Here is a 16,553-nt window from a genome sequence, read left to right as displayed (position 1 = left end):
CCCGCCCAGCGGGGCCACGCCCGCCCCCCACGGGGGGTGTGAATTAACCCCGGCACCGTCGACTACACCTCCCCACACCACAAGTCATAGGACGACAGAAAATAACCGCATCCTTCTTTGGCGGCGGGCGGGCTTGCCCGCGTTGGGGCGCGAAGCGGCCCCCATACCCGCCGACACACCACATTCAGCGCTACCGGGGCCGCTGCGCAGCCCAACGCGGGCAAGCCCGCTCGCCACATTGGGTTTGTGGGTGTCAGGGTTTGCCCTTGTTGGCTTTTAGTATCCGCGCGGTATCCCTTGCCGGGGGCAGTCCGAACACCCGCGCATAATCCCGGCTGAACTGGGTCGCGCTTTCATAGCCCACTTCAAACGCGGCGTTCGTCACGCTGCTGGCGCTGGCCACCATCAACGTGCGTGCCTGTAACAAACGCACGCGTTTCTGATACTGCAACGGGCTAAGGTTGGTCACCGCCTTGAAGTGGCGGTGAAACGCCGAAACGCTCATGGCGGCCTTCTGCGCCAAGGCTTCGACTCGAATCGGCGCGGCAAAGTCGCGACGGATCCACTGGATCGCCTGGCTGACCCTGGCCATGGCGGTGTCCGGCGCGGCAATCTCACGCAACATCCAGCCGTGTGGGCCTTGCAGTATGTGGTAGAGAATTTCCCGTTCGTAGGCCGGTGCCAGCGCGGCAATCGCCAGCGGGTCGCCCATCAAGCGCAGCATGCGCACCCAGGCATCCATCAAGGCCGGCGTGACGGCCGCCACCGAAAAACCGGCTTCCTGTTCACAGCGCCCGGTGGGTGCCGGCAGGTCATTGAGCAGGGTGTTCAGCACCGTCGGGTCAAGGGTCAAACTCACCGCCAGGTACGGCTCGCCCGTCACCGTCGGGTTCACCACCCCCACGGCAGGCAACTCGATGGACATCACAAAATAGGTCGCCGGGTCGTAATGCAACGTGCGGTCGCCTACCGTCAGCGATTTGCTGCCCTGCAGGATCAGGTTGATCATCGGCTCATACACGGCTGCGAGCAAATGCTCTGGAATCGCGCCCTGCACCATCGCCACGCGCGGGATGCCGGTCTCGGTACGGCGGTTCTGCGCCTTGGCAGCCAAGGCGCGCAGTTCGGTCAGTTGAGTATTCATGCTGGCCATGCTGTGCCTTCCTGCAAACCCAGCGCAAGCAAAAAGCAGAAACAGGCAGGATTCAGGTAGGAATGGCTGCGCCCCAGGGTAGGGCGATGGCTACTGTGGTCACTCGACTTTTCAGCAGTGGAGCAGACCATGGGCGTTATCGTGATTACCGGAGGCAGCCGCGGGATCGGTGCCAGTACCGCTGAGCTGTGCGCACGTCAGGGGCATGGTGTGATCCTCACCTACAACCGCAACCCGGATGCCGCACAGGCGGTGGTCCAGCGCATAGAGGTCGGCGGCGGCAAAGCCGTGGCACTGGCATTGGACGTGGCTGATGTGAGCACGTTCGCTGCGTTCCGTGAGCAGGTAGCGCACACCCTGCAGTCCACCTGGGGCGTAAACGCCCTGAGCGGCTTGGTAAACAATGCTGGCTACGGCCTGTTTAACCCGCTTGAGTCGGTGACCGAAACGCAGTTCGACGGCCTGTTCAACGTGCACCTCAAAGGGCCGTTCTTCCTCACCCAAACCTTGCTGCCGTTGCTGGAGGATCACGCCAGCATCGTCAACCTGACCAGCGCAACCACGCGGGTTGCAACTGCTGGCGTGGCGCCTTACGCCGCCTTCAAGGGCGGCCTGGATGTGCTCACACGCTACATGGCCAAGGAATTCGGCGAACGCCGCATCCGCGCCAATGCCGTGTCGCCCGGCGCCATCCGGACCGAACTGGGCGGCGGCTTGAACGACGCGTTCGAAGCCATGCTGGCGGGGCAGACTGCCCTGGGCCGTGTCGGTGAGCCCGAAGACGTGGCCCGGGTAATCGCCCTGTTGCTGTCGCAAGAAGGTCGCTGGATCAATGCCCAGACCCTTGAGGTCGCGGGCGGCTACATCATCTGACTCGAGAGGCCACACCATGCTGGATCATGTGTTTATCTGCGTGAGCAATATCGAACGCTCCATCCGTTTCTACGAAGCTGCCCTGACGCCACTCGGTATCACCGCGCGGCATGACTACGACGGCAAAGACGGCCCACCCGGCCACCCAGACCTCAAAGGCTTCGGCGCCAATGGCCGGGTGTTTTTCTGGCTGCGCGAAGGCGTAGTGGAGGGGCGGGCTGCGCACGTGGGCTTTGTCGCCCACGACCGCGCCGAGGTGGAACACGCCTACGCCGCCGCCCTGGCCAACGGCGCCACCGACAACGGCGCACCCGGAGCGCGCCTGCACTACGACCCCAATTATTACGCGGCCAACGTCCTTGACCCGGACGGCTATAGCCTCGAATTCGTCTACAAAAACTGGCAGCACAGCCTATGAAAACCCTGATGATCTACGGCGCCACCGGCTACACCGGACGCATGGCGGCCGAACACGCGAAAAAACGTGGATTGAACCTGGTGCTGGCCGGCCGCAACGCCGAACGCCTGGCTAGCCTGGCTGCCGAACTGGACACGCCGTACCGTGTGTTCACCCCGCAGGCCAGCCAATTAGAGGGCATCGACGTATTACTCAACTTCGCTGGCCCCTTCGCCCAGACCGCCGAACCCTTGATGCGCGCTTGCATCGCCAGCGGCACCGACTACCTGGATATCACTGCCGAAATCAATGTGTACCGCCTGGCCGAACAGCTCGGCGCGGGCTGGGACGTGATGTTGTTGCCCGGCGTGGGCTGGGACGTGGTGCCCACGGACTGCCTGGCGATGCACGTCGCGGCTCGCGTGCAGCAACCGCACTCGTTGAAGATTGCATTGCAGGTACCGGGCGCCATGTCGCGCGGCTCCGCCATGAGTGTGGGCGAGATCATTGGCGCAGGCGTGATGACGCGCATCGAAGGCCACCTGGTCGCCACGCCGGACGCCCCACCGCAGCACCTGGACTTTGGCGCTGGCCCGGTGCTGTGCGCGCCTTTATCGTTTGGTGACCTGGTGACGGCCTGGCATTCCAGCGCCATCGCGAATATCGCCATGTTCGTGCACATCACGGGCGAGGCTTTTCCTCAAGGCGACCTGTCGCTACTGCCCGATGGCCCTGACCAGGCCCAGCGCGACGCCCATGGCGCCCGCGCCGTGGCCGAAGTCACTGGCCTGGATGGCACGGTGGCGCGCTCAGTCATCGAGACGGTCAATGGCTACAGCTTCACCCCGTTGGCGGCCGTGGAAGCCGCGCGCCGTGTACTCAACGATGAACGCCGGGCCGGCTTCGAAACGCCTGCAAAGCTGTTCGGCAAGGGGTTTGCTCAGACGATTGCCGGCACGCGGATCATCGATTACTGACGTATCGGGCGGTATCCCGTGCTGGCAACCGCTTTGCTGTGGCAAGCAGCCGGGTTCAGGCCGGCGTCTTGAACCGCGCCGCGTCCTTCACCGGCGGCAAGCCGAACAGTCGGGCATATTCCCGGCTGAACTGCGAGGCGCTTTCATACCCCACGTTGAAAGCGACGGACGCCGCATCGAGAGTGTCGAACAGCAGTAACCAGCGCGCTCGCAGCAAGCGCAGGCGCTTCTGGTACTGAATGGGCGTCATCGCGGTGATGGCTTTGAAATGCCGGTAGAACGCCGCCACGCTCATGTCGGTCATGGCGGCCAACGGTTCGACGCGAAAGGGTTCGGTGTAATGCTGACGAATCCACTCGGTGGCCCGACGGATCTGCGCCATGCGGCCATCGGGGCGCGCCATGTCCACCAGGGTTTTGCGCAGCGGGCCTTGCAGAACCCGAAAGAGGATTTCCCGCTCAATCATCGGCGCCAGCACGGCGGCCTCGTCGGGGCGCTCCATCAGCCGCAGCATGCGCAGCCAGGCATCGATCAGTTCGTCAGGCGCTTGCACAGCGGAGAACCGTTGTGCGCGCGGGCGTTCAACCGTTTGGCGCTCATCCGCAAGCACAGTGGCGATCACCGAGGGCTCCAGGGTCAGGCTCAGCGCCAGGTAAGGCAGGCCCGGCGCACGGGGATGAACCTGCCCGGTAGCGGGCACCTCAACCGGCACCACGAAGTAGCTGGCAGGGCCGTAGGTGGACAGCTGGTCGCCAATGGACAGGGTCTTCGAACCTTGCAGCACCACGTGCAGCATCGGCTGATACACCTGATCGGCGCAGGCTTGCGCACACACCATCGCCACGCGGGGCAGGCCAGTGTCGGTCCATTTGTTTTCTGCGCGCATCACGAGGTGTCGCAGTTCATCCAGGGCGTTGTTCATGGCCCGACCTTGGGCCACGTCGACCGGCAAAGCAAGCCGCTAGAGAAGAATAGGCAAGCACGCGAGAAGAACCGGCAACCGCTATTGCGACGCCGCCCGAATACTGGTGGCCAGCGGTATCACTTAACCTTTGGAAGATCAGACTCATGAAGCTCGACGGAAAAATCGCAGTCGTTACCGGCGCCTCAAAAGGCATTGGCGCAGGCATCGCCAAAGGCTTGGCCGCCGCTGGCGCTACCGTGGTGGTCAACTATGCCTCAAGTAAAACCGATGCCGATGCGGTGGTTGCGCATATCCAGGCACAGGGTGGCAACGCTATCAGCGTGCAGGCGGACATGAGCTCGGGCGCCGATGTGACGCGTTTGTTCGACACGGTCCGAGAGGCGTACGGCACGCTGGATATCCTGGTCAATAACGCAGGCGTCGCGGTGTTCCAGAGGCTGGAAGACCTGACCGAAGAGGCATTCCACACGCAGTTCAATCTCAACGTGCTGGGCTACCTATTGGCCGCGCGCGAAGCCTTGAAGCTGATGGGGCAGGGCGCCAGTATCATCAACATCAGTTCGATCCTCAGCACCGACCCGTACCTGGCGTCCAGCGTGTACTCGGCCACCAAGGGGGCGGTGGATACGCTGACCTTCGCCTTGGCGCGGGAGCTGGGGCCCAGGGGGATCCGGGTCAACTCGATCCTGCCCGGCCACACCAACACACCGGCCACCGATGGCAACTTCGCCGGTGAGTTCGGCCAAACGTTGATCGCGGGTACACCCCTGGGGCGTTTTGGCGAGCCTCAAGACATCGCGCCGTTGGCGGTATTCCTGGCGTCCGAGGCGGCTCATTGGGTCACCGGTGAGTCCATCCGGGCGGCGGGCGGGGTGCGTGGCGTGGGTTACTAGCGACCGCCGATCCGTACCCTCCCAACCCTGATTGAATTTTCCGCACGCCCCGATGCTCTTCACCTTAGAAGCGTGTGGTTGTGAGCGCTCTTGCGGGGCCTCCTTGTCGGGAGGCCTGGTTGTATCGGACTTTGCGGAAACTGCCATCATGACGCTTCTTACAGCGCTGTCAGGCCAGCCGGCCTCTCTCACCCCTTCGGCTCGCGGCCAGTACCACGGGCTCTATCGGCAGCTTTACGGCGAAGCCCAAGGCGCGCAAGAGGCTGCGCGGGGGTTTGTGCACGCGCAGTTGGCGCATGTGCGGGACGCAACCGGCGAACTGCCCGAGATCCCCGAGCAACTGCCGGCCTGGGTCGAGCAGCGTTGCGCCGAGGTGGCCCAGGCCTATGCCGATTACCTTGAGCAGCGCCAGCAAGGGCGGCCACGCCGCTATTTTCAGAACAAGGCCCATGCGCTGTATTTTCTGCAGCGCGTGGCGCCGACCAAACAGGTCGATGGCGCCTGGCTCAATGGCCTGCTGCGCCATTGGCACGACCCGCGTTTCGACGGCCTGCTCACCACTTACCTTGAAGAGCTGGGCGACGGTGAAGCCGCGCAGAACCATGTGGTGATCTACCGCAAATTACTCAATGAACACGATGCCGACAGCGATGCCGGCCTTGAAGACGCGCACTACCTGCAAGGCGCCCTGCAACTGGCGCTGGGGCTGTGCGCCGAGGATTTCCTGCCGGAGATTATCGGCTACAACCTCGGCTACGAACAGTTGCCCCTGCACCTGCTGATCACCGCCTACGAGTTGAGTGAGCTGGGTATCGATCCGTATTACTTCACGCTGCACGTGACCATCGACAACGCCAGCAGCGGCCACGCGTGCAAGGCGGCGCAGTCGGTGCTGAGCCTGTTGCCACTGGGTGAGGGCAGGGCGGACTTCTATCGCCGGGTGGCCGAGGGGTATCGCCTCAACGACCTGGGGCCGGGCACCACCGCCGTCATCAATGGCTTCAAGCTGCAGGACGAAGTGGTTGCCATGCTCGAGCGCAAGCGCACCTTCGGCCAGCACATGCATTCGGACTACTGCCGCTTCGAAGGCAAGACCGTCAACCAATGGCTGGGGCAGCCGGGGCAGATCGGCGAGTTTCTCCAGGCCCTGGAAGACAAGGGCTGGATCAAACGCAACCAGGACCCGGCCGAGAGCCGCTTCTGGCAGCTGATCGACGGGGCTGGGGCGGCGATGTTCGGTGTGTTCAGCGGCTATGAAAAACAGGTGCTGCACGACTGGATCGCCGGTGACTGGATCAGCGGCCAGCGCGTACCGCCAGTGCGGCCCGGGCGTGGCAGCCGGTTTGCGCGCGAGCAGCATCGCCCGGCGGACCCGGACACTCAGGCACTGGTCGATTCGCTGTGGAACCTGGCCGATGCGCAGCAGCTTGATGCGCTGATCCCGTGGCTGTCGGCGCGACGCCATTGCACACCTGCCGGGTTGTACGCGACCCGCCGCTTTATCCAACTGCGCGCGCGTTTGCGCTAAGGAATTCCCCATGTCTGCACAACAACTCGCCGACCGCGCCCTGCTGAACCTGGGCCGGGGGTTGAAGGAGAGCGGCTACCGTTTCATCACGCCCACGCCCCTGACCCATGAACGCGTGTATCAACGCCGGGCAACGCCGCTGGCGGCGGACCTGCGCGATGTGTTCGGCTGGTCGATGCCGTTTGATAACGACCTGTTGCCCCACGCCTTGCGTGAGGAATTGCAGCAAGCCGATGTCGTCGAAAAGCACGCTGCACTGTGGCGCAGCGCGGTGCGTTGGTCGAGCCTGGACGACCTGCTGTTCGCGCATTCCGCGTACCCCACCACTCAATCCGATGCGGTGTTTTTCGGCCCGGACAGCTACCGCTTCGCCCAGGCGATTGAAGCCCATCTGCAACAACGTTTCGAGCCACTGCGACGCGCGGTGGACATTGGCTGCGGCGCAGGTGTCGGCGCGCTGGTGATTGCCCGTGCGCGGCAGGACGCGCAGGTGCTGGCCGTGGACATCAACCCGCGCGCCCTGCGCATGACCGCAGTGAATGCCGAGCTGGCCGGGTTGACGAACGTCAGCGCCTACCACAGTGACGTGCTGGCGAGCGTTGAGGGTGAGTTCGACCTGATCGTCGCCAACCCGCCGTACATGAACGATGACCGCCAGCGCGCCTATCGCCATGGCGGTGGGGCATTGGGCGAGCAATTGTCGGTACGTATCGCCAGCGAATCCCTGGGGCGCCTGGCGCTGGGTGGGAGCCTGGTGCTGTACACCGGCGTGGCGATTGTCGCTGGCGCAGACCCGTTTCTGGCCGCGGTCAAGCCGCTGCTGGGCAGCGATGCGTTTGGCTGGACGTACCGCGAACTGGACCCTGACGTGTTCGGCGAAGAGTTGACCCAGCCCGGTTACGAGCGCGTGGAGCGGATCGCCGTGGTGGCGCTCACCGTCACCCGTTTGCGCTGACGGCCATGCTCACCTTTGGGATCGAAGAAGAGTATTTCATCACCGATCTGCACACCCGGCGCATGGTCAGCCAACCCTCGGCAGCGGTGCTTGCGGCCTGTCGGCAGGCAATCGGCCAAGGCTTCGCCTACGAGATGTTCCAGGGCCAGATCGAGGTGGCATCCCCGGTGTTCACGGCCAGCAGCGAGGCCGCCGATTACCTGGCCACCGTGCGCCACAACCTGAGCCGCTCCCTGGGGGAGTTTGGCCTCGGCGTGGTGTGTGCCGGCAGCCATCCGCTGGCGGCGTGGCGTGAGCAGATGCCCACCGCGCAGGTGCATTTTCAGCAGTTGTTCGACGACATCCAGTACGTGGCGCGCCGCAGCGTGCTCTGCGGGTTGCACGTGCATGTGGCGGTGCCGGCCAGCATCGACCGCATTGCGGTGATGAACCAGGTTTCGCCCTGGCTGCCGTTATTGTTGCTGCTCAGTTGTTCTTCACCGTTCTGGGACGGCTCAGCCACGGGGTTCCAGAGCTACCGCCAGGCCGCGTGTGATGAATGGCCGCGCATGGGCGTGCCCGAACACTTTGCGGATTGGCCCGCGTACGTGCGCTACCTGGCGTTGCTGCAGCGCGTCGGCGCGATCAAGGCCGATGGCAATGGGTGGTGGGGCATTCGCCCGGCAGCGCGTTATCCCACCCTGGAGCTGCGCATGACCGACGCCTGCCCCAGGCTCGCGGATGGCTTGGCCCTCGCCACGTTGTTTCGTGTGATGGTGACCCACGCTTGCGGCCTGGAACATCCCGGTGCCGACTTCAGCGCGGAGGCGCGCTGGTTGCTCAAGGAGAACCGCTGGCAGGCCAAGCGCTACGGCGCGGCGGGTACCTTTGCGCTGGACGACCAAGGGGCGACGGGCACGGCGCAAGAGTGGCTGCAACGGGCGCAAGACACCTTCGCCGCCACGGCCGAGGCCATGGGCGAGCCACAGTTGTTCGGCGCTCTGCGCGGCTTGTTGGCGTCAGGCAACAGCGCGGTCGAGCAACTGCGCTGCCACGCCGCCGCTCAGGCCTCGGGCGCCGATGAGCAGGCGTGCCTGCAGCAGGTCGTCGACCAGCTGCTGGCGCGCAGCCGTGGTGAGCTTTGAGCGGTGGCCGACGTCTGCTTGAGGAATATCCGCTTTAACCCAGAATTGCGCCGCGCCCGCAACAGGTGGCGGCGAGGCGTTGGTGAGCGTCAGGCTATGGCTTGCGGTTGCAGGTGCAGCTCACCCTCTGTTTCCTTGACCAACCCGCTGGCCACGAACAGCGGTGCCAGGCGTTTGTGCAGCTGTGGCTCGACAAATTCCTTCACGGTAGCCAGCCCCAGCACACCGCTCAGTGGCAGTTCAGCTTTGGTGTAGGACAACCACGCCTTCTTCAGGGCCATCAACACGTCGCTGCCCGCCGTGGTGGCGAAGCGGCGTGGGTGGGGTTTGCCGTCGAAGGTGAAGGTGTGCTGGAACTCATAACCGCTTTCGTCACCGCCACTGGCGGTGCAACGGATGCAAGTGCAAGGGCCGTCGCCGAACGCGCTGCGCAGGTAGGCGTTGAAGTCCACCACGGGTTTGAGTGACAGGCGCTTATCCACCTCGAACAGGTCTCCGGTCATTTTATCGTCAGTGTTCAACGTCCATTTCCTCGCAGTGTGTGGCTGTTTTTCAAAGCGCGGCACAATAGCAGCCGCGCGTCCGTTTGGGGGTTATTTGCATAACAATAGATCCCGATATTCTTTTGCTGTCTTAAAAACCGCCGCTACGCTCCAGCACCTTCCCGAAAACGCGGCAGATACCCATGACTTTCAAGCGTTCCTCCCTGACCCTCCTGGCCGCGTCATTGGCCGCCGCGAGCGCTTTGCTCAGCCTCGGTGCTCATGCCGAAGGCAAGATCAGCATCGCCCAGCAGTTCGGCATCGGCTATCTGATCCTCGATGTGGTGCGCGACCAGCATCTGATTGAAAAACACGGCAAGCAACAGGGCCTGGACATCCAGGTGGAATGGAACAGCATTTCCGGCGCCACCGCCATGAACGAATCGTTGTTGGCCGGCGCCCTGGATGTGGTTTCCGCTGGCGTGCCACCGATGCTCACCCTGTGGGACCGCACCAAGGGCAAGCAGAACGTCAAGGCCATCGCCTCCCTCGGCTCGATGCCCAATTACCTGCTGAGCAACAACCCCAAGGTGAAGACCCTCAAGGACTTCACCGAGAAAGACCGTATTGCCGTGCCTGCCGCCGGCGTGGGGTTCCAGTCGCGCACCTTGCAGATCGAAACCGCCAAGCAGTTCGGCGATGCCAACTACAAGAAGTTTGACGATATCTCCATCAGCCTGGCTCACCCCGACGCCACGGCGGCGTTGATTGCGGGTGGTTCGGAGATCAACGCACACTTTTCCAGCCCGCCGTTCCAGTATCAGGAGTTGTTGAACCCGAACGTGCACAAGGTGCTCAGTTCCTACGACATCCTTGGCGGTCAGGCGACGTTCAACGTGCTGTACACCACGCAGAAATTCCACGACGAAAACCCCAAGACCTACAAGGCGTTTTATGACGCGCTGGCCGAAGCCGAGCAGATCATCAAGGCCGACAAGCCGGCAGCAGCCAAGGCGTATATCCGCGTAGAGCAGTCGAAGTTGCCGTTGGACCTGGTGGAAAAAATCGTCCAGGACCCGGAAATCGACTTCACCATCGTGCCGCAACGGACCTATATCTACGCCGAGAAATTGCAGGCGCTGGGCGTGCTGAAAAACAAGGCGGCGAGCTGGAAGGATTACTTCTTCGAAGAGGCCCATGCTGGCAACGGCAGCTAACCTGTAAACCCAATCAAATGTGGGAGGGGGCTTGCTCCCGATGGCAGTGTGTCAGTCAATAGATTTGTATCTGACCCACCGCTATCGGGAGCAAGCCCCCTCCCACATGTGGATCTCCACAATAATTGGGATCAGCTGCGGGCTCAGGTCTCAATCAAGCTGCGCTTGATCCAGTCATACAAGTCATTCCCCTCGCTCGACAATTCGCTGTTGGCCCGCCGGCACAGGTAATACTGGCGGCCATCATTGACCTCCAGATCAAACAATTTCACCAGCTCACCACTGGCCACATGGGGCGCTACCAGCGGCGCGCGCAGCAAGGCGCAACCCAGGCCGGTGAGGGTGGCCGTGAGGGCCAGTTGGCCGTCTTCCAGCAGCAACCCATTGAGTGCCGTGGCGTCGACCTCGGCGGCGTCGAACCATTGGCCCCAGGTGCCGCGTTCTTCGTCGTGCAGCAGCGGCAGTTGGCTGAGGGTTTCAGGGCTGTCGATGGGGCCGTGTTGCGCCAGGAAGGCGCGGCTGCAGTAGGGCGTCACCGCGCCCGAAATCAGCGGCTCGCTGTGATAGCCCGGCCAGTGCCCGGTGCCGAAGCGGATCGACAGGTCGGCCGCGTCACTGGGGTAGCTGCGGTGGTTGGCGTAGGTCACGTTGATGTCCAGCGCCGGGTGGTCCTTGAGGAAATCCGAGAGCCGCGGGATAAACAGGTTGATGCCAAACAGCGGGATCAGGCTGATGGTGACCTGGCGCGTCGCGCTCTTTTCGCGCACGTGTTCGGTGGCGCTGCGCAGCACGGCAAACGCCGAGCGGATCGCGCGGTAATACTCGCGACCTTCATCGGTGAGCACCAGGTTGCGGCCCTGACGCAAGGTCAGCGGTTGTTGCAGAAAATCTTCCAGCAAGTGCAGTTGATGGCTGATGGCAGAGGCGGACACGTCCAGCTCGCGCGCGGCGGCGTTGACCCCACCATGGCGTGCAAAGGCTTCGAAGGTGCGCACCGCGCGCAGAGGAGGGTCATTGGCTAACTGTTCTGATTTATTCATGTATTGAATTAAATACTAAGTTTTACTCTGAAAAAAGAGCCATAAGCGCCGGATTTGCGGCATAAATAGCCGGTTATTGCTTTGATATAACCATATGACTTTCTGATATTTGATAAAAACAGAATAGATGCTTAGTGTGCCGCCCTTGTACGCACTGAGGTTTATGCTCCTGATGGATGGGTTTATCCAACAACTGCTCAACGGCTTGATGACGGGCAGTCTCTACGCGCTGGTGGCCCTGGGTTACACCATGGTCTATGGCATTTTGCGCATCATCAACTTTGCCCACGGCGATGTGTTGATGGTCGGCGCGCTGGTGGGTTTGTCGATGATTCGCCTGTTGCAAGTGACCTGGCCGGCCTTGCCGCCGGTGCTGGTGTTGCTGGCGGCCACGTTGGTGGCCATGGCGTTCTGTGCGGTGCTGGCGGTGGTGATCGAGCGCGTCGCCTATCGCCGCCTGCGTCACGCGCCGCGTCTGGCACCGTTGATCAGCGGGATCGGTGTGTCACTGTTGCTGCAAACCCTCGCCATGCTGGTGTGGACGCGCAACCCGCAAATGTTCCCGCAGTTGCTGCCGCTGGAGCCGATTGAAGTGCTCGCGGGGGCCTCTGCGCATCCGGCGATCACCAACGCCACGGCCTTGAGCACAATCGCCATCGCGCTGTCAGTCATGGTTGCGCTGCTGGTGCTGGTGGAGCGCACGCGCTTGGGCCGGGCCATGCGTGCCGTGGCGGAGAACCCCCAGGTGGCCAGCCTGATGGGCATCAACCCGAATCGCATCATCGTGATCACCTTCGCCATCGGCGGCGCACTGGCCGCGCTGGCCGGGGTGATGATGGCCAGCAACTACGGCAGTGCGCATTTCTACATGGGCTTTCTGCCGGGGATCAAAGCCTTCACCGCAGCGGTGTTGGGCGGCATCGGCAACCTCAAGGGCGCCATGCTTGGCGGCTTGTTGCTGGGGCTCATCGAGGCCCTGGGCACCGGTTACCTGGGCGCGGCCACCCATGGCGTGTTCGGCAGCAATTACCAGGATGTGTTCGCCTTTATCGTGTTGATCGCGGTGCTGGTGTTCCGGCCTTCCGGGCTGCTCGGCGAACGTTTGGCGAGCCGCGCATGATCAGCTCACTCAACCCAAACCAACGCGCGCGCCTGGGCCTGCTGTTGTTCGCCGTGGCCCTGGTGCTGGCGCCGTGGATCGTCGGGCACGCTGGCGGCAACACCTGGGTGCGTACCCTGGATTTTGCCCTGCTGTACATCATGCTCGCCCTCGGCCTGAACATCGTGGTCGGTTACGCCGGGCTGCTGGACATGGGCTTTATCGCGTTCTACGCAGTCGGCGCCTACCTGGCCGCGTTGCTGTCGTCGCCCCATCTGCTGCAGCAGTTTCCCGCCCTGGCGGCGCTGCTGCCGGCGGGTATGCACACGTCGATCTGGTTGATCCTGCCGCTGGGCGCGCTGCTGGCCGCAGGTTTTGGCGTGGTGCTGGGCGCGCCGACCCTGCGCCTGCGCGGCGACTACCTGGCCATCGTCACCCTGGGCTTTGGCGAGATCATTCGCATTCTGCTGCGCAACCTCGACCGCCCGGTGAATATCACCAATGGCCCCAAAGGCATTGCCCAGGTCGATCCGGTGAACCTGCTCGGGGTCAACCTGGGCCGCACCCAGGAGCTGTTCGGCCTGCGCCTGCCGTCGGTGTACCTGTATTACTACCTTTTTGCGGCGCTGGTGGTGGTGATCCTGTTTGCCTGCATCCGTCTGGAGCGCTCGCGTATCGGCCGCGCCTGGGTGGCGATCCGCGAAGACGAAGAGGCCGCCCAGGCCATGGGCGTGAACACCGTGCGCCTCAAGCTGCTGGCCTTCGCCATTGGCGCGGCGTTCGGCGGGGTGAGTGGGGCGCTGTTCGCCTCGTTCCAGGGCTTTGTCTCGCCGGAATCCTTCACCCTCAACGAGTCCATCGCGGTGCTGGCGATGGTGGTGCTCGGCGGCATGGGCCATATCCCCGGGGTGATCCTCGGTTGCGTGCTGCTGGCGGCGTTGCCCGAAGCCTTGCGCGCGAGCATGGGGCCGTTGCAGCAGGCGCTGTTCGGCCAGGTGCTGGTGGACCCGGAAATCATCCGCCAGTTGTTCTACGGCCTGGCGCTGATCCTGGCAATGCTCTATCGCCCGGCCGGGCTGTGGCCCAAAGGAGTGGCACGATGAACGCACCGCTGTTGCAGATTGAGTCGGTCAGCAAGCACTTCGGCGGCGTGGCCGCGCTGACCGATGTGAGCCTGAGTATCCAGCCGGGTGAAATCTACGGACTGATCGGGCCCAACGGCGCCGGCAAGACCACCTTTTTCAACGTGATGACCGGCCTCTATACCCCGGATTCCGGGCGCTTCCAGCTCGATGGTCGGGATTATCAGCCCACCAGCGTGCACCAGGTGGCCCAGGCCGGTATCGCGCGCACGTTCCAGAATATCCGCCTGTTCAATGCCATGAGCGCCCTGGAAAACGTCATGGTCGGGCGCCATGTGCGTACTCGCAATGGCCTCTGGGCCGCCCTGAGCCGGCATCGCAGCGCCCGTGACGAAGAAGCGCAAACCCGCGCCCATGCCCATCGCCTGTTGGCGTATGTGGGCCTGGCCGGGTTTGCCGATTACCGCGCCGACAGCCTGAGCTACGGCCACCAGCGCCGCCTGGAAATCGCCCGCGCGTTGGCCACCGAACCGCGTTTGCTGGCGCTGGATGAGCCGGCGGCGGGCATGAACGCCAGCGAGAAAGTGCAACTGCGCGGCCTGCTGGAAAAGATCCGTGACGACGGCCACACGCTGTTGTTGATCGAGCATGACGTGAAGTTGGTGATGGGCGTGTGCGACCGCATCAGCGTGCTCGATTACGGCCATGTCATTGCCGTAGGGCCGCCTGCCGAGGTGCGCCAGCATCCGGCGGTGATCCAGGCCTACCTGGGAGCCAGTGCCCATGTCTGAAGCACTGTTGAACGTCGCCGGTTTGCAGGTGCGCTACGGCGCCATCGCGGCCGTCAAATGCCTGGACCTGCAGATCAATGAGGGCGAGCGCGTCACGCTGATTGGTGCCAATGGCGCGGGCAAGACCTCCAGCCTCAAGGCCCTGACCGGTTTGTTACCGGCTGCCAAGGGCGAGATCCGCTTTGCCGGGCGCTCGATTCGCGGCCAGGCGCCGGACCAACTGTTGCGTCAGGGCATCGCCATGGTCCCGGAAGGGCGCGGCATTTTTGCGCGCATGAGCGTGCTGGAAAACCTCCAGGCCGGCGCGTTTTTGCGCCGTGACAACGCGCAGGTGCAGCGTGAAATGCGCCAGCTGTTCGAACACTTCCCGCGCCTGGAAGAACGCCTGCAGCAATCCGCTGGCCTGCTTTCGGGCGGCGAGCAGCAGATGCTGGCGCTGGCGCGCGCCTTGTTGTCGCGCCCGCGTTTGCTGATCCTCGATGAGCCGTCCATGGGGCTGGCGCCGATCATGGTGGAGAAGATTTTCCAGGTGATCGACGACGTCTGTCGCCAGGGCATGACCTTGCTGCTGGTGGAGCAGAACGCGCGGTTGGCGCTGCAGGTGACCGATCGCGCCTATGTGATGGACACCGGGCGCATCAGCCTGGCCGGGCCATCCGCAGACTTACTTGAACACCCCGAGGTGCGCAGCGCCTACCTCGGCGAATAACTACCTATGACGCTACCGGACGCCCGGCGTGTTCCGACCCGCCCGCAAAGAAACAGGAACCACTGATGAAGACTTTCAAGAAAACCGCATTGATCGGCCTGGCCCTGAGCAGCCTGGCCAGTGCCGTGGCCCAAGCCGACCAGACCGTGTTGATTGGCCTGGCTGGCCCGCTGACCGGCCCCTCGGCCCGGATCGGCAAAGACCTGGAAAACGGCGCGCAACTGGCCATCGACGAGGCCAACGCCAAGCACCCGAAAATCAACGGAGAAGCCGTGACCTTCAAGCTGGTTTCCGAAGATGACCAGTCCGACCCACGCACCGCCGTCACCGTGGCGCAACGGTTGGTGGATGAAGGGGTGGTTGGCGTCGTCGGCCACTGGAACACCGGCACCAGCATTCCGGCGGCGCGGGTCTACCATGACGCCGGTATTGCCCAAGTGGCCCCGGTGGCCACCGGTCACGCCTACACCCAGCAGGGTTTCGACACCAGTTTTCGCATCATGGGCCATGACGACGATGGTGGTCAGGTGGCCGGCGACTATGCGTTGAACACGTTGAACGCCAAGCGCATCGCGGTGATCGACGACCGCACGGCGTTCGGCCAAGGCCTGGCGGACCAGTTCGTCAAATCCATCGAGACCGGTGGCGCCAAGGTGGTTGCCCGCGAATATGTGGACGACAAGACCATCGATTTCAGCGCCGTGCTGACCAATATCCGCAGCCAGAACCCGGACCTGATCTTCTTTGGCGGCGTTGACGCCCAGGCCGCACCGCTGGCCCGTCGCATCAAGCAGCTGGGCATCAAGGCACCGCTGATGGGCGCCGGCGGGTTTGTCAGCCAGACGTTCCTGCAACTGGCGCAGAACGAAGGCGAGGGCGTGATTGCCCTGGAGCCGGGCCTGGCGATTGCGCAGATGCCCGGTGGCAAGGCGTTCGAGCAGGCCTATAAAGAACGTTACAAGACCAACATCGAACTGCACGCGCCGTTCGCCTATGACGGCGTCGGCGTGCTGGTGGCGGCCATCGAAAAAGCCGACTCGGTGGATCCGCAGAAATACCTGCCGGTATTGCGCGCCATCAGCTACCCGGGTGTGACCGGCACGATTGCTTTTGATGCCGAGGGCAACCTCAAGAAACCGTCATTCACGGTTTACCAGGTCAAGGCTAGCCAATGGCAGCCGGTGAGTGTGGCGGGCGGCAAATAAAGCGGCCTGTGTGGCGAGCGGGCTTGCCCGCGTTGGGGCGCGAAGCGGCCCTAAACCCTGACAGCCGGTTTTGCCTGGATGAATGCGGTGCCTGTATTGGGGC

Annotated in this window: 17 protein-coding genes; 13 read left to right on the top strand and 4 right to left on the bottom strand. The window is 63.4% G+C overall.

Annotation, left to right across the window (positions count from 1 at the left end; genetic code table 11):
• Positions 1-253: 253 nt before the first annotated feature.
• Positions 254-1,144: an AraC family transcriptional regulator gene (locus tag GIW02_RS25145; protein ID WP_236418108.1), complete on the bottom strand. Its 891-nt coding sequence runs from the start codon at positions 1,142-1,144 to the stop codon at positions 254-256.
• Positions 1,145-1,282: 138 nt separating this feature from the next.
• On the opposite strand from GIW02_RS25145, the gene GIW02_RS25140 reads away from it, so the two are divergent.
• Genes GIW02_RS25140 through GIW02_RS25130 form a run of 3 tightly spaced genes read left to right on the top strand, consistent with a single transcriptional unit; the run spans position 1,283 to position 3,400 of the window.
• Complete coding sequence (locus GIW02_RS25140; RefSeq protein ID WP_236418105.1) at positions 1,283-2,026, top strand: SDR family oxidoreductase; 744 nt, start codon at positions 1,283-1,285, stop codon at positions 2,024-2,026.
• A 16-nt stretch (positions 2,027-2,042) separates the two neighbouring features.
• A complete protein-coding gene (locus tag GIW02_RS25135; protein WP_236418104.1) occupies positions 2,043-2,444 on the top strand; it encodes a VOC family protein in 402 nt (133 codons plus the stop codon).
• Positions 2,441-3,400 (top strand): saccharopine dehydrogenase NADP-binding domain-containing protein, encoded by a 960-nt coding sequence (locus tag GIW02_RS25130; protein WP_236418103.1) that lies wholly within the window; start codon positions 2,441-2,443, stop codon positions 3,398-3,400. Before GIW02_RS25135 ends, GIW02_RS25130 begins: the two co-directional genes overlap by 4 nt.
• A 55-nt stretch (positions 3,401-3,455) precedes the next feature.
• On the opposite strand, the gene GIW02_RS25125 is transcribed toward GIW02_RS25130, so the two are convergent.
• Positions 3,456-4,322, bottom strand: a complete 867-nt coding sequence (locus tag GIW02_RS25125; RefSeq protein ID WP_236418102.1) for an AraC family transcriptional regulator — start codon at positions 4,320-4,322, stop codon at positions 3,456-3,458.
• A 146-nt stretch (positions 4,323-4,468) separates the two neighbouring features.
• Here GIW02_RS25125 and GIW02_RS25120 point away from each other — a divergent pair, with 146 nt between their 5' ends.
• From GIW02_RS25120 to GIW02_RS25105, 4 genes are all read left to right on the top strand, one after another.
• Entirely contained in the window at positions 4,469-5,218 is a 750-nt protein-coding gene (locus GIW02_RS25120) for a glucose 1-dehydrogenase (protein WP_236418100.1), read from the top strand.
• A gap of 148 nt (positions 5,219-5,366) precedes the next feature.
• Positions 5,367-6,746, top strand: coding sequence for an iron-containing redox enzyme family protein (locus GIW02_RS25115; protein WP_236422159.1), 1,380 nt, complete (start codon positions 5,367-5,369; stop codon positions 6,744-6,746).
• Between the two features lie 10 nt (positions 6,747-6,756).
• Positions 6,757-7,701, top strand: coding sequence for a N5-glutamine methyltransferase family protein (locus GIW02_RS25110; RefSeq protein ID WP_236419800.1), 945 nt, complete (start codon positions 6,757-6,759; stop codon positions 7,699-7,701).
• Between the two features lie 5 nt (positions 7,702-7,706).
• On the top strand, positions 7,707-8,825 hold the full coding sequence (locus tag GIW02_RS25105) for a carboxylate-amine ligase (RefSeq protein ID WP_236422158.1): 1,119 nt from the start codon (positions 7,707-7,709) through the stop codon (positions 8,823-8,825).
• An 89-nt stretch (positions 8,826-8,914) separates the two neighbouring features.
• Here the strand turns inward: GIW02_RS25105 and GIW02_RS25100 are convergent, their stop codons facing one another.
• Positions 8,915-9,346 carry a hypothetical protein gene (locus GIW02_RS25100; RefSeq protein ID WP_236419796.1) on the bottom strand — a complete coding sequence of 144 codons (432 nt, stop codon included), beginning with the start codon at positions 9,344-9,346 and terminating at the stop codon, positions 8,915-8,917.
• Between the two features lie 164 nt (positions 9,347-9,510).
• Here GIW02_RS25100 and GIW02_RS25095 point away from each other — a divergent pair, with 164 nt between their 5' ends.
• Positions 9,511-10,524, top strand: coding sequence for an ABC transporter substrate-binding protein (locus tag GIW02_RS25095; protein ID WP_236422157.1), 1,014 nt, complete (start codon positions 9,511-9,513; stop codon positions 10,522-10,524).
• A gap of 143 nt (positions 10,525-10,667) precedes the next feature.
• On the opposite strand, the gene GIW02_RS25090 is transcribed toward GIW02_RS25095, so the two are convergent.
• Positions 10,668-11,564: a LysR substrate-binding domain-containing protein gene (locus GIW02_RS25090; RefSeq protein ID WP_236418225.1), complete on the bottom strand. Its 897-nt coding sequence runs from the start codon at positions 11,562-11,564 to the stop codon at positions 10,668-10,670.
• A gap of 172 nt (positions 11,565-11,736) precedes the next feature.
• Here GIW02_RS25090 and GIW02_RS25085 point away from each other — a divergent pair, with 172 nt between their 5' ends.
• The 5 genes from GIW02_RS25085 to GIW02_RS25065 all read left to right on the top strand — a co-directional run bounded on the left by GIW02_RS25085 (position 11,737) and on the right by GIW02_RS25065 (position 16,450).
• A complete protein-coding gene (locus GIW02_RS25085) occupies positions 11,737-12,684 on the top strand; it encodes a branched-chain amino acid ABC transporter permease (RefSeq protein ID WP_236418226.1) in 948 nt (315 codons plus the stop codon).
• The gene (locus GIW02_RS25080; protein ID WP_236418224.1) at positions 12,681-13,766 is read left to right on the top strand and encodes an ABC transporter permease subunit; all 1,086 of its coding nucleotides are present in this window, start codon (positions 12,681-12,683) and stop codon (positions 13,764-13,766) included. The genes GIW02_RS25085 and GIW02_RS25080 overlap by 4 nt, the downstream gene beginning before the upstream one ends.
• A complete protein-coding gene (locus GIW02_RS25075) occupies positions 13,763-14,536 on the top strand; it encodes an ABC transporter ATP-binding protein (protein WP_236418223.1) in 774 nt (257 codons plus the stop codon). Before GIW02_RS25080 ends, GIW02_RS25075 begins: the two co-directional genes overlap by 4 nt.
• Positions 14,529-15,245 carry an ABC transporter ATP-binding protein gene (locus GIW02_RS25070; RefSeq protein ID WP_236418222.1) on the top strand — a complete coding sequence of 239 codons (717 nt, stop codon included), beginning with the start codon at positions 14,529-14,531 and terminating at the stop codon, positions 15,243-15,245. Before GIW02_RS25075 ends, GIW02_RS25070 begins: the two co-directional genes overlap by 8 nt.
• Positions 15,246-15,310: 65 nt before the next feature.
• Positions 15,311-16,450, top strand: a complete 1,140-nt coding sequence (locus GIW02_RS25065) for a branched-chain amino acid ABC transporter substrate-binding protein (RefSeq protein ID WP_236418221.1) — start codon at positions 15,311-15,313, stop codon at positions 16,448-16,450.
• Positions 16,451-16,553: the final 103 nt, after the last annotated feature.

The sequence above is a fragment of the Pseudomonas syringae genome (assembly GCF_021606685.1).
In the GTDB taxonomy this organism is placed as follows: Bacteria; Pseudomonadota; Gammaproteobacteria; order Pseudomonadales; family Pseudomonadaceae; genus Aquipseudomonas; species Aquipseudomonas syringae_R.
This window is presented reverse-complemented; position numbering and strand designations above follow the sequence as displayed.

Bases quoted from the DNA above. Each gene is read 5' to 3' on its own strand.
- GIW02_RS25145 (WP_236418108.1), bottom strand. From the start codon at position 1,144: ATGAATACTCAACTGACCGAACTGCGCGCCTTGGCTGCCAAGGCGCAG.
- GIW02_RS25140 (WP_236418105.1), top strand. From the start codon at position 1,283: ATGGGCGTTATCGTGATTACCGGAGGCAGCCGCGGGATCGGTGCCAGT.
- GIW02_RS25135 (WP_236418104.1), top strand. From the start codon at position 2,043: ATGCTGGATCATGTGTTTATCTGCGTGAGCAATATCGAACGCTCCATC.
- GIW02_RS25130 (WP_236418103.1), top strand. From the start codon at position 2,441: ATGAAAACCCTGATGATCTACGGCGCCACCGGCTACACCGGACGCATG.
- GIW02_RS25125 (WP_236418102.1), bottom strand. From the start codon at position 4,322: ATGAACAACGCCCTGGATGAACTGCGACACCTCGTGATGCGCGCAGAA.
- GIW02_RS25120 (WP_236418100.1), top strand. From the start codon at position 4,469: ATGAAGCTCGACGGAAAAATCGCAGTCGTTACCGGCGCCTCAAAAGGC.
- GIW02_RS25115 (WP_236422159.1), top strand. From the start codon at position 5,367: ATGACGCTTCTTACAGCGCTGTCAGGCCAGCCGGCCTCTCTCACCCCT.
- GIW02_RS25110 (WP_236419800.1), top strand. From the start codon at position 6,757: ATGTCTGCACAACAACTCGCCGACCGCGCCCTGCTGAACCTGGGCCGG.
- GIW02_RS25105 (WP_236422158.1), top strand. From the start codon at position 7,707: ATGCTCACCTTTGGGATCGAAGAAGAGTATTTCATCACCGATCTGCAC.
- GIW02_RS25095 (WP_236422157.1), top strand. From the start codon at position 9,511: ATGACTTTCAAGCGTTCCTCCCTGACCCTCCTGGCCGCGTCATTGGCC.
- GIW02_RS25090 (WP_236418225.1), bottom strand. From the start codon at position 11,564: ATGAATAAATCAGAACAGTTAGCCAATGACCCTCCTCTGCGCGCGGTG.
- GIW02_RS25085 (WP_236418226.1), top strand. From the start codon at position 11,737: ATGGATGGGTTTATCCAACAACTGCTCAACGGCTTGATGACGGGCAGT.
- GIW02_RS25080 (WP_236418224.1), top strand. From the start codon at position 12,681: ATGATCAGCTCACTCAACCCAAACCAACGCGCGCGCCTGGGCCTGCTG.
- GIW02_RS25075 (WP_236418223.1), top strand. From the start codon at position 13,763: ATGAACGCACCGCTGTTGCAGATTGAGTCGGTCAGCAAGCACTTCGGC.
- GIW02_RS25070 (WP_236418222.1), top strand. From the start codon at position 14,529: ATGTCTGAAGCACTGTTGAACGTCGCCGGTTTGCAGGTGCGCTACGGC.
- GIW02_RS25065 (WP_236418221.1), top strand. From the start codon at position 15,311: ATGAAGACTTTCAAGAAAACCGCATTGATCGGCCTGGCCCTGAGCAGC.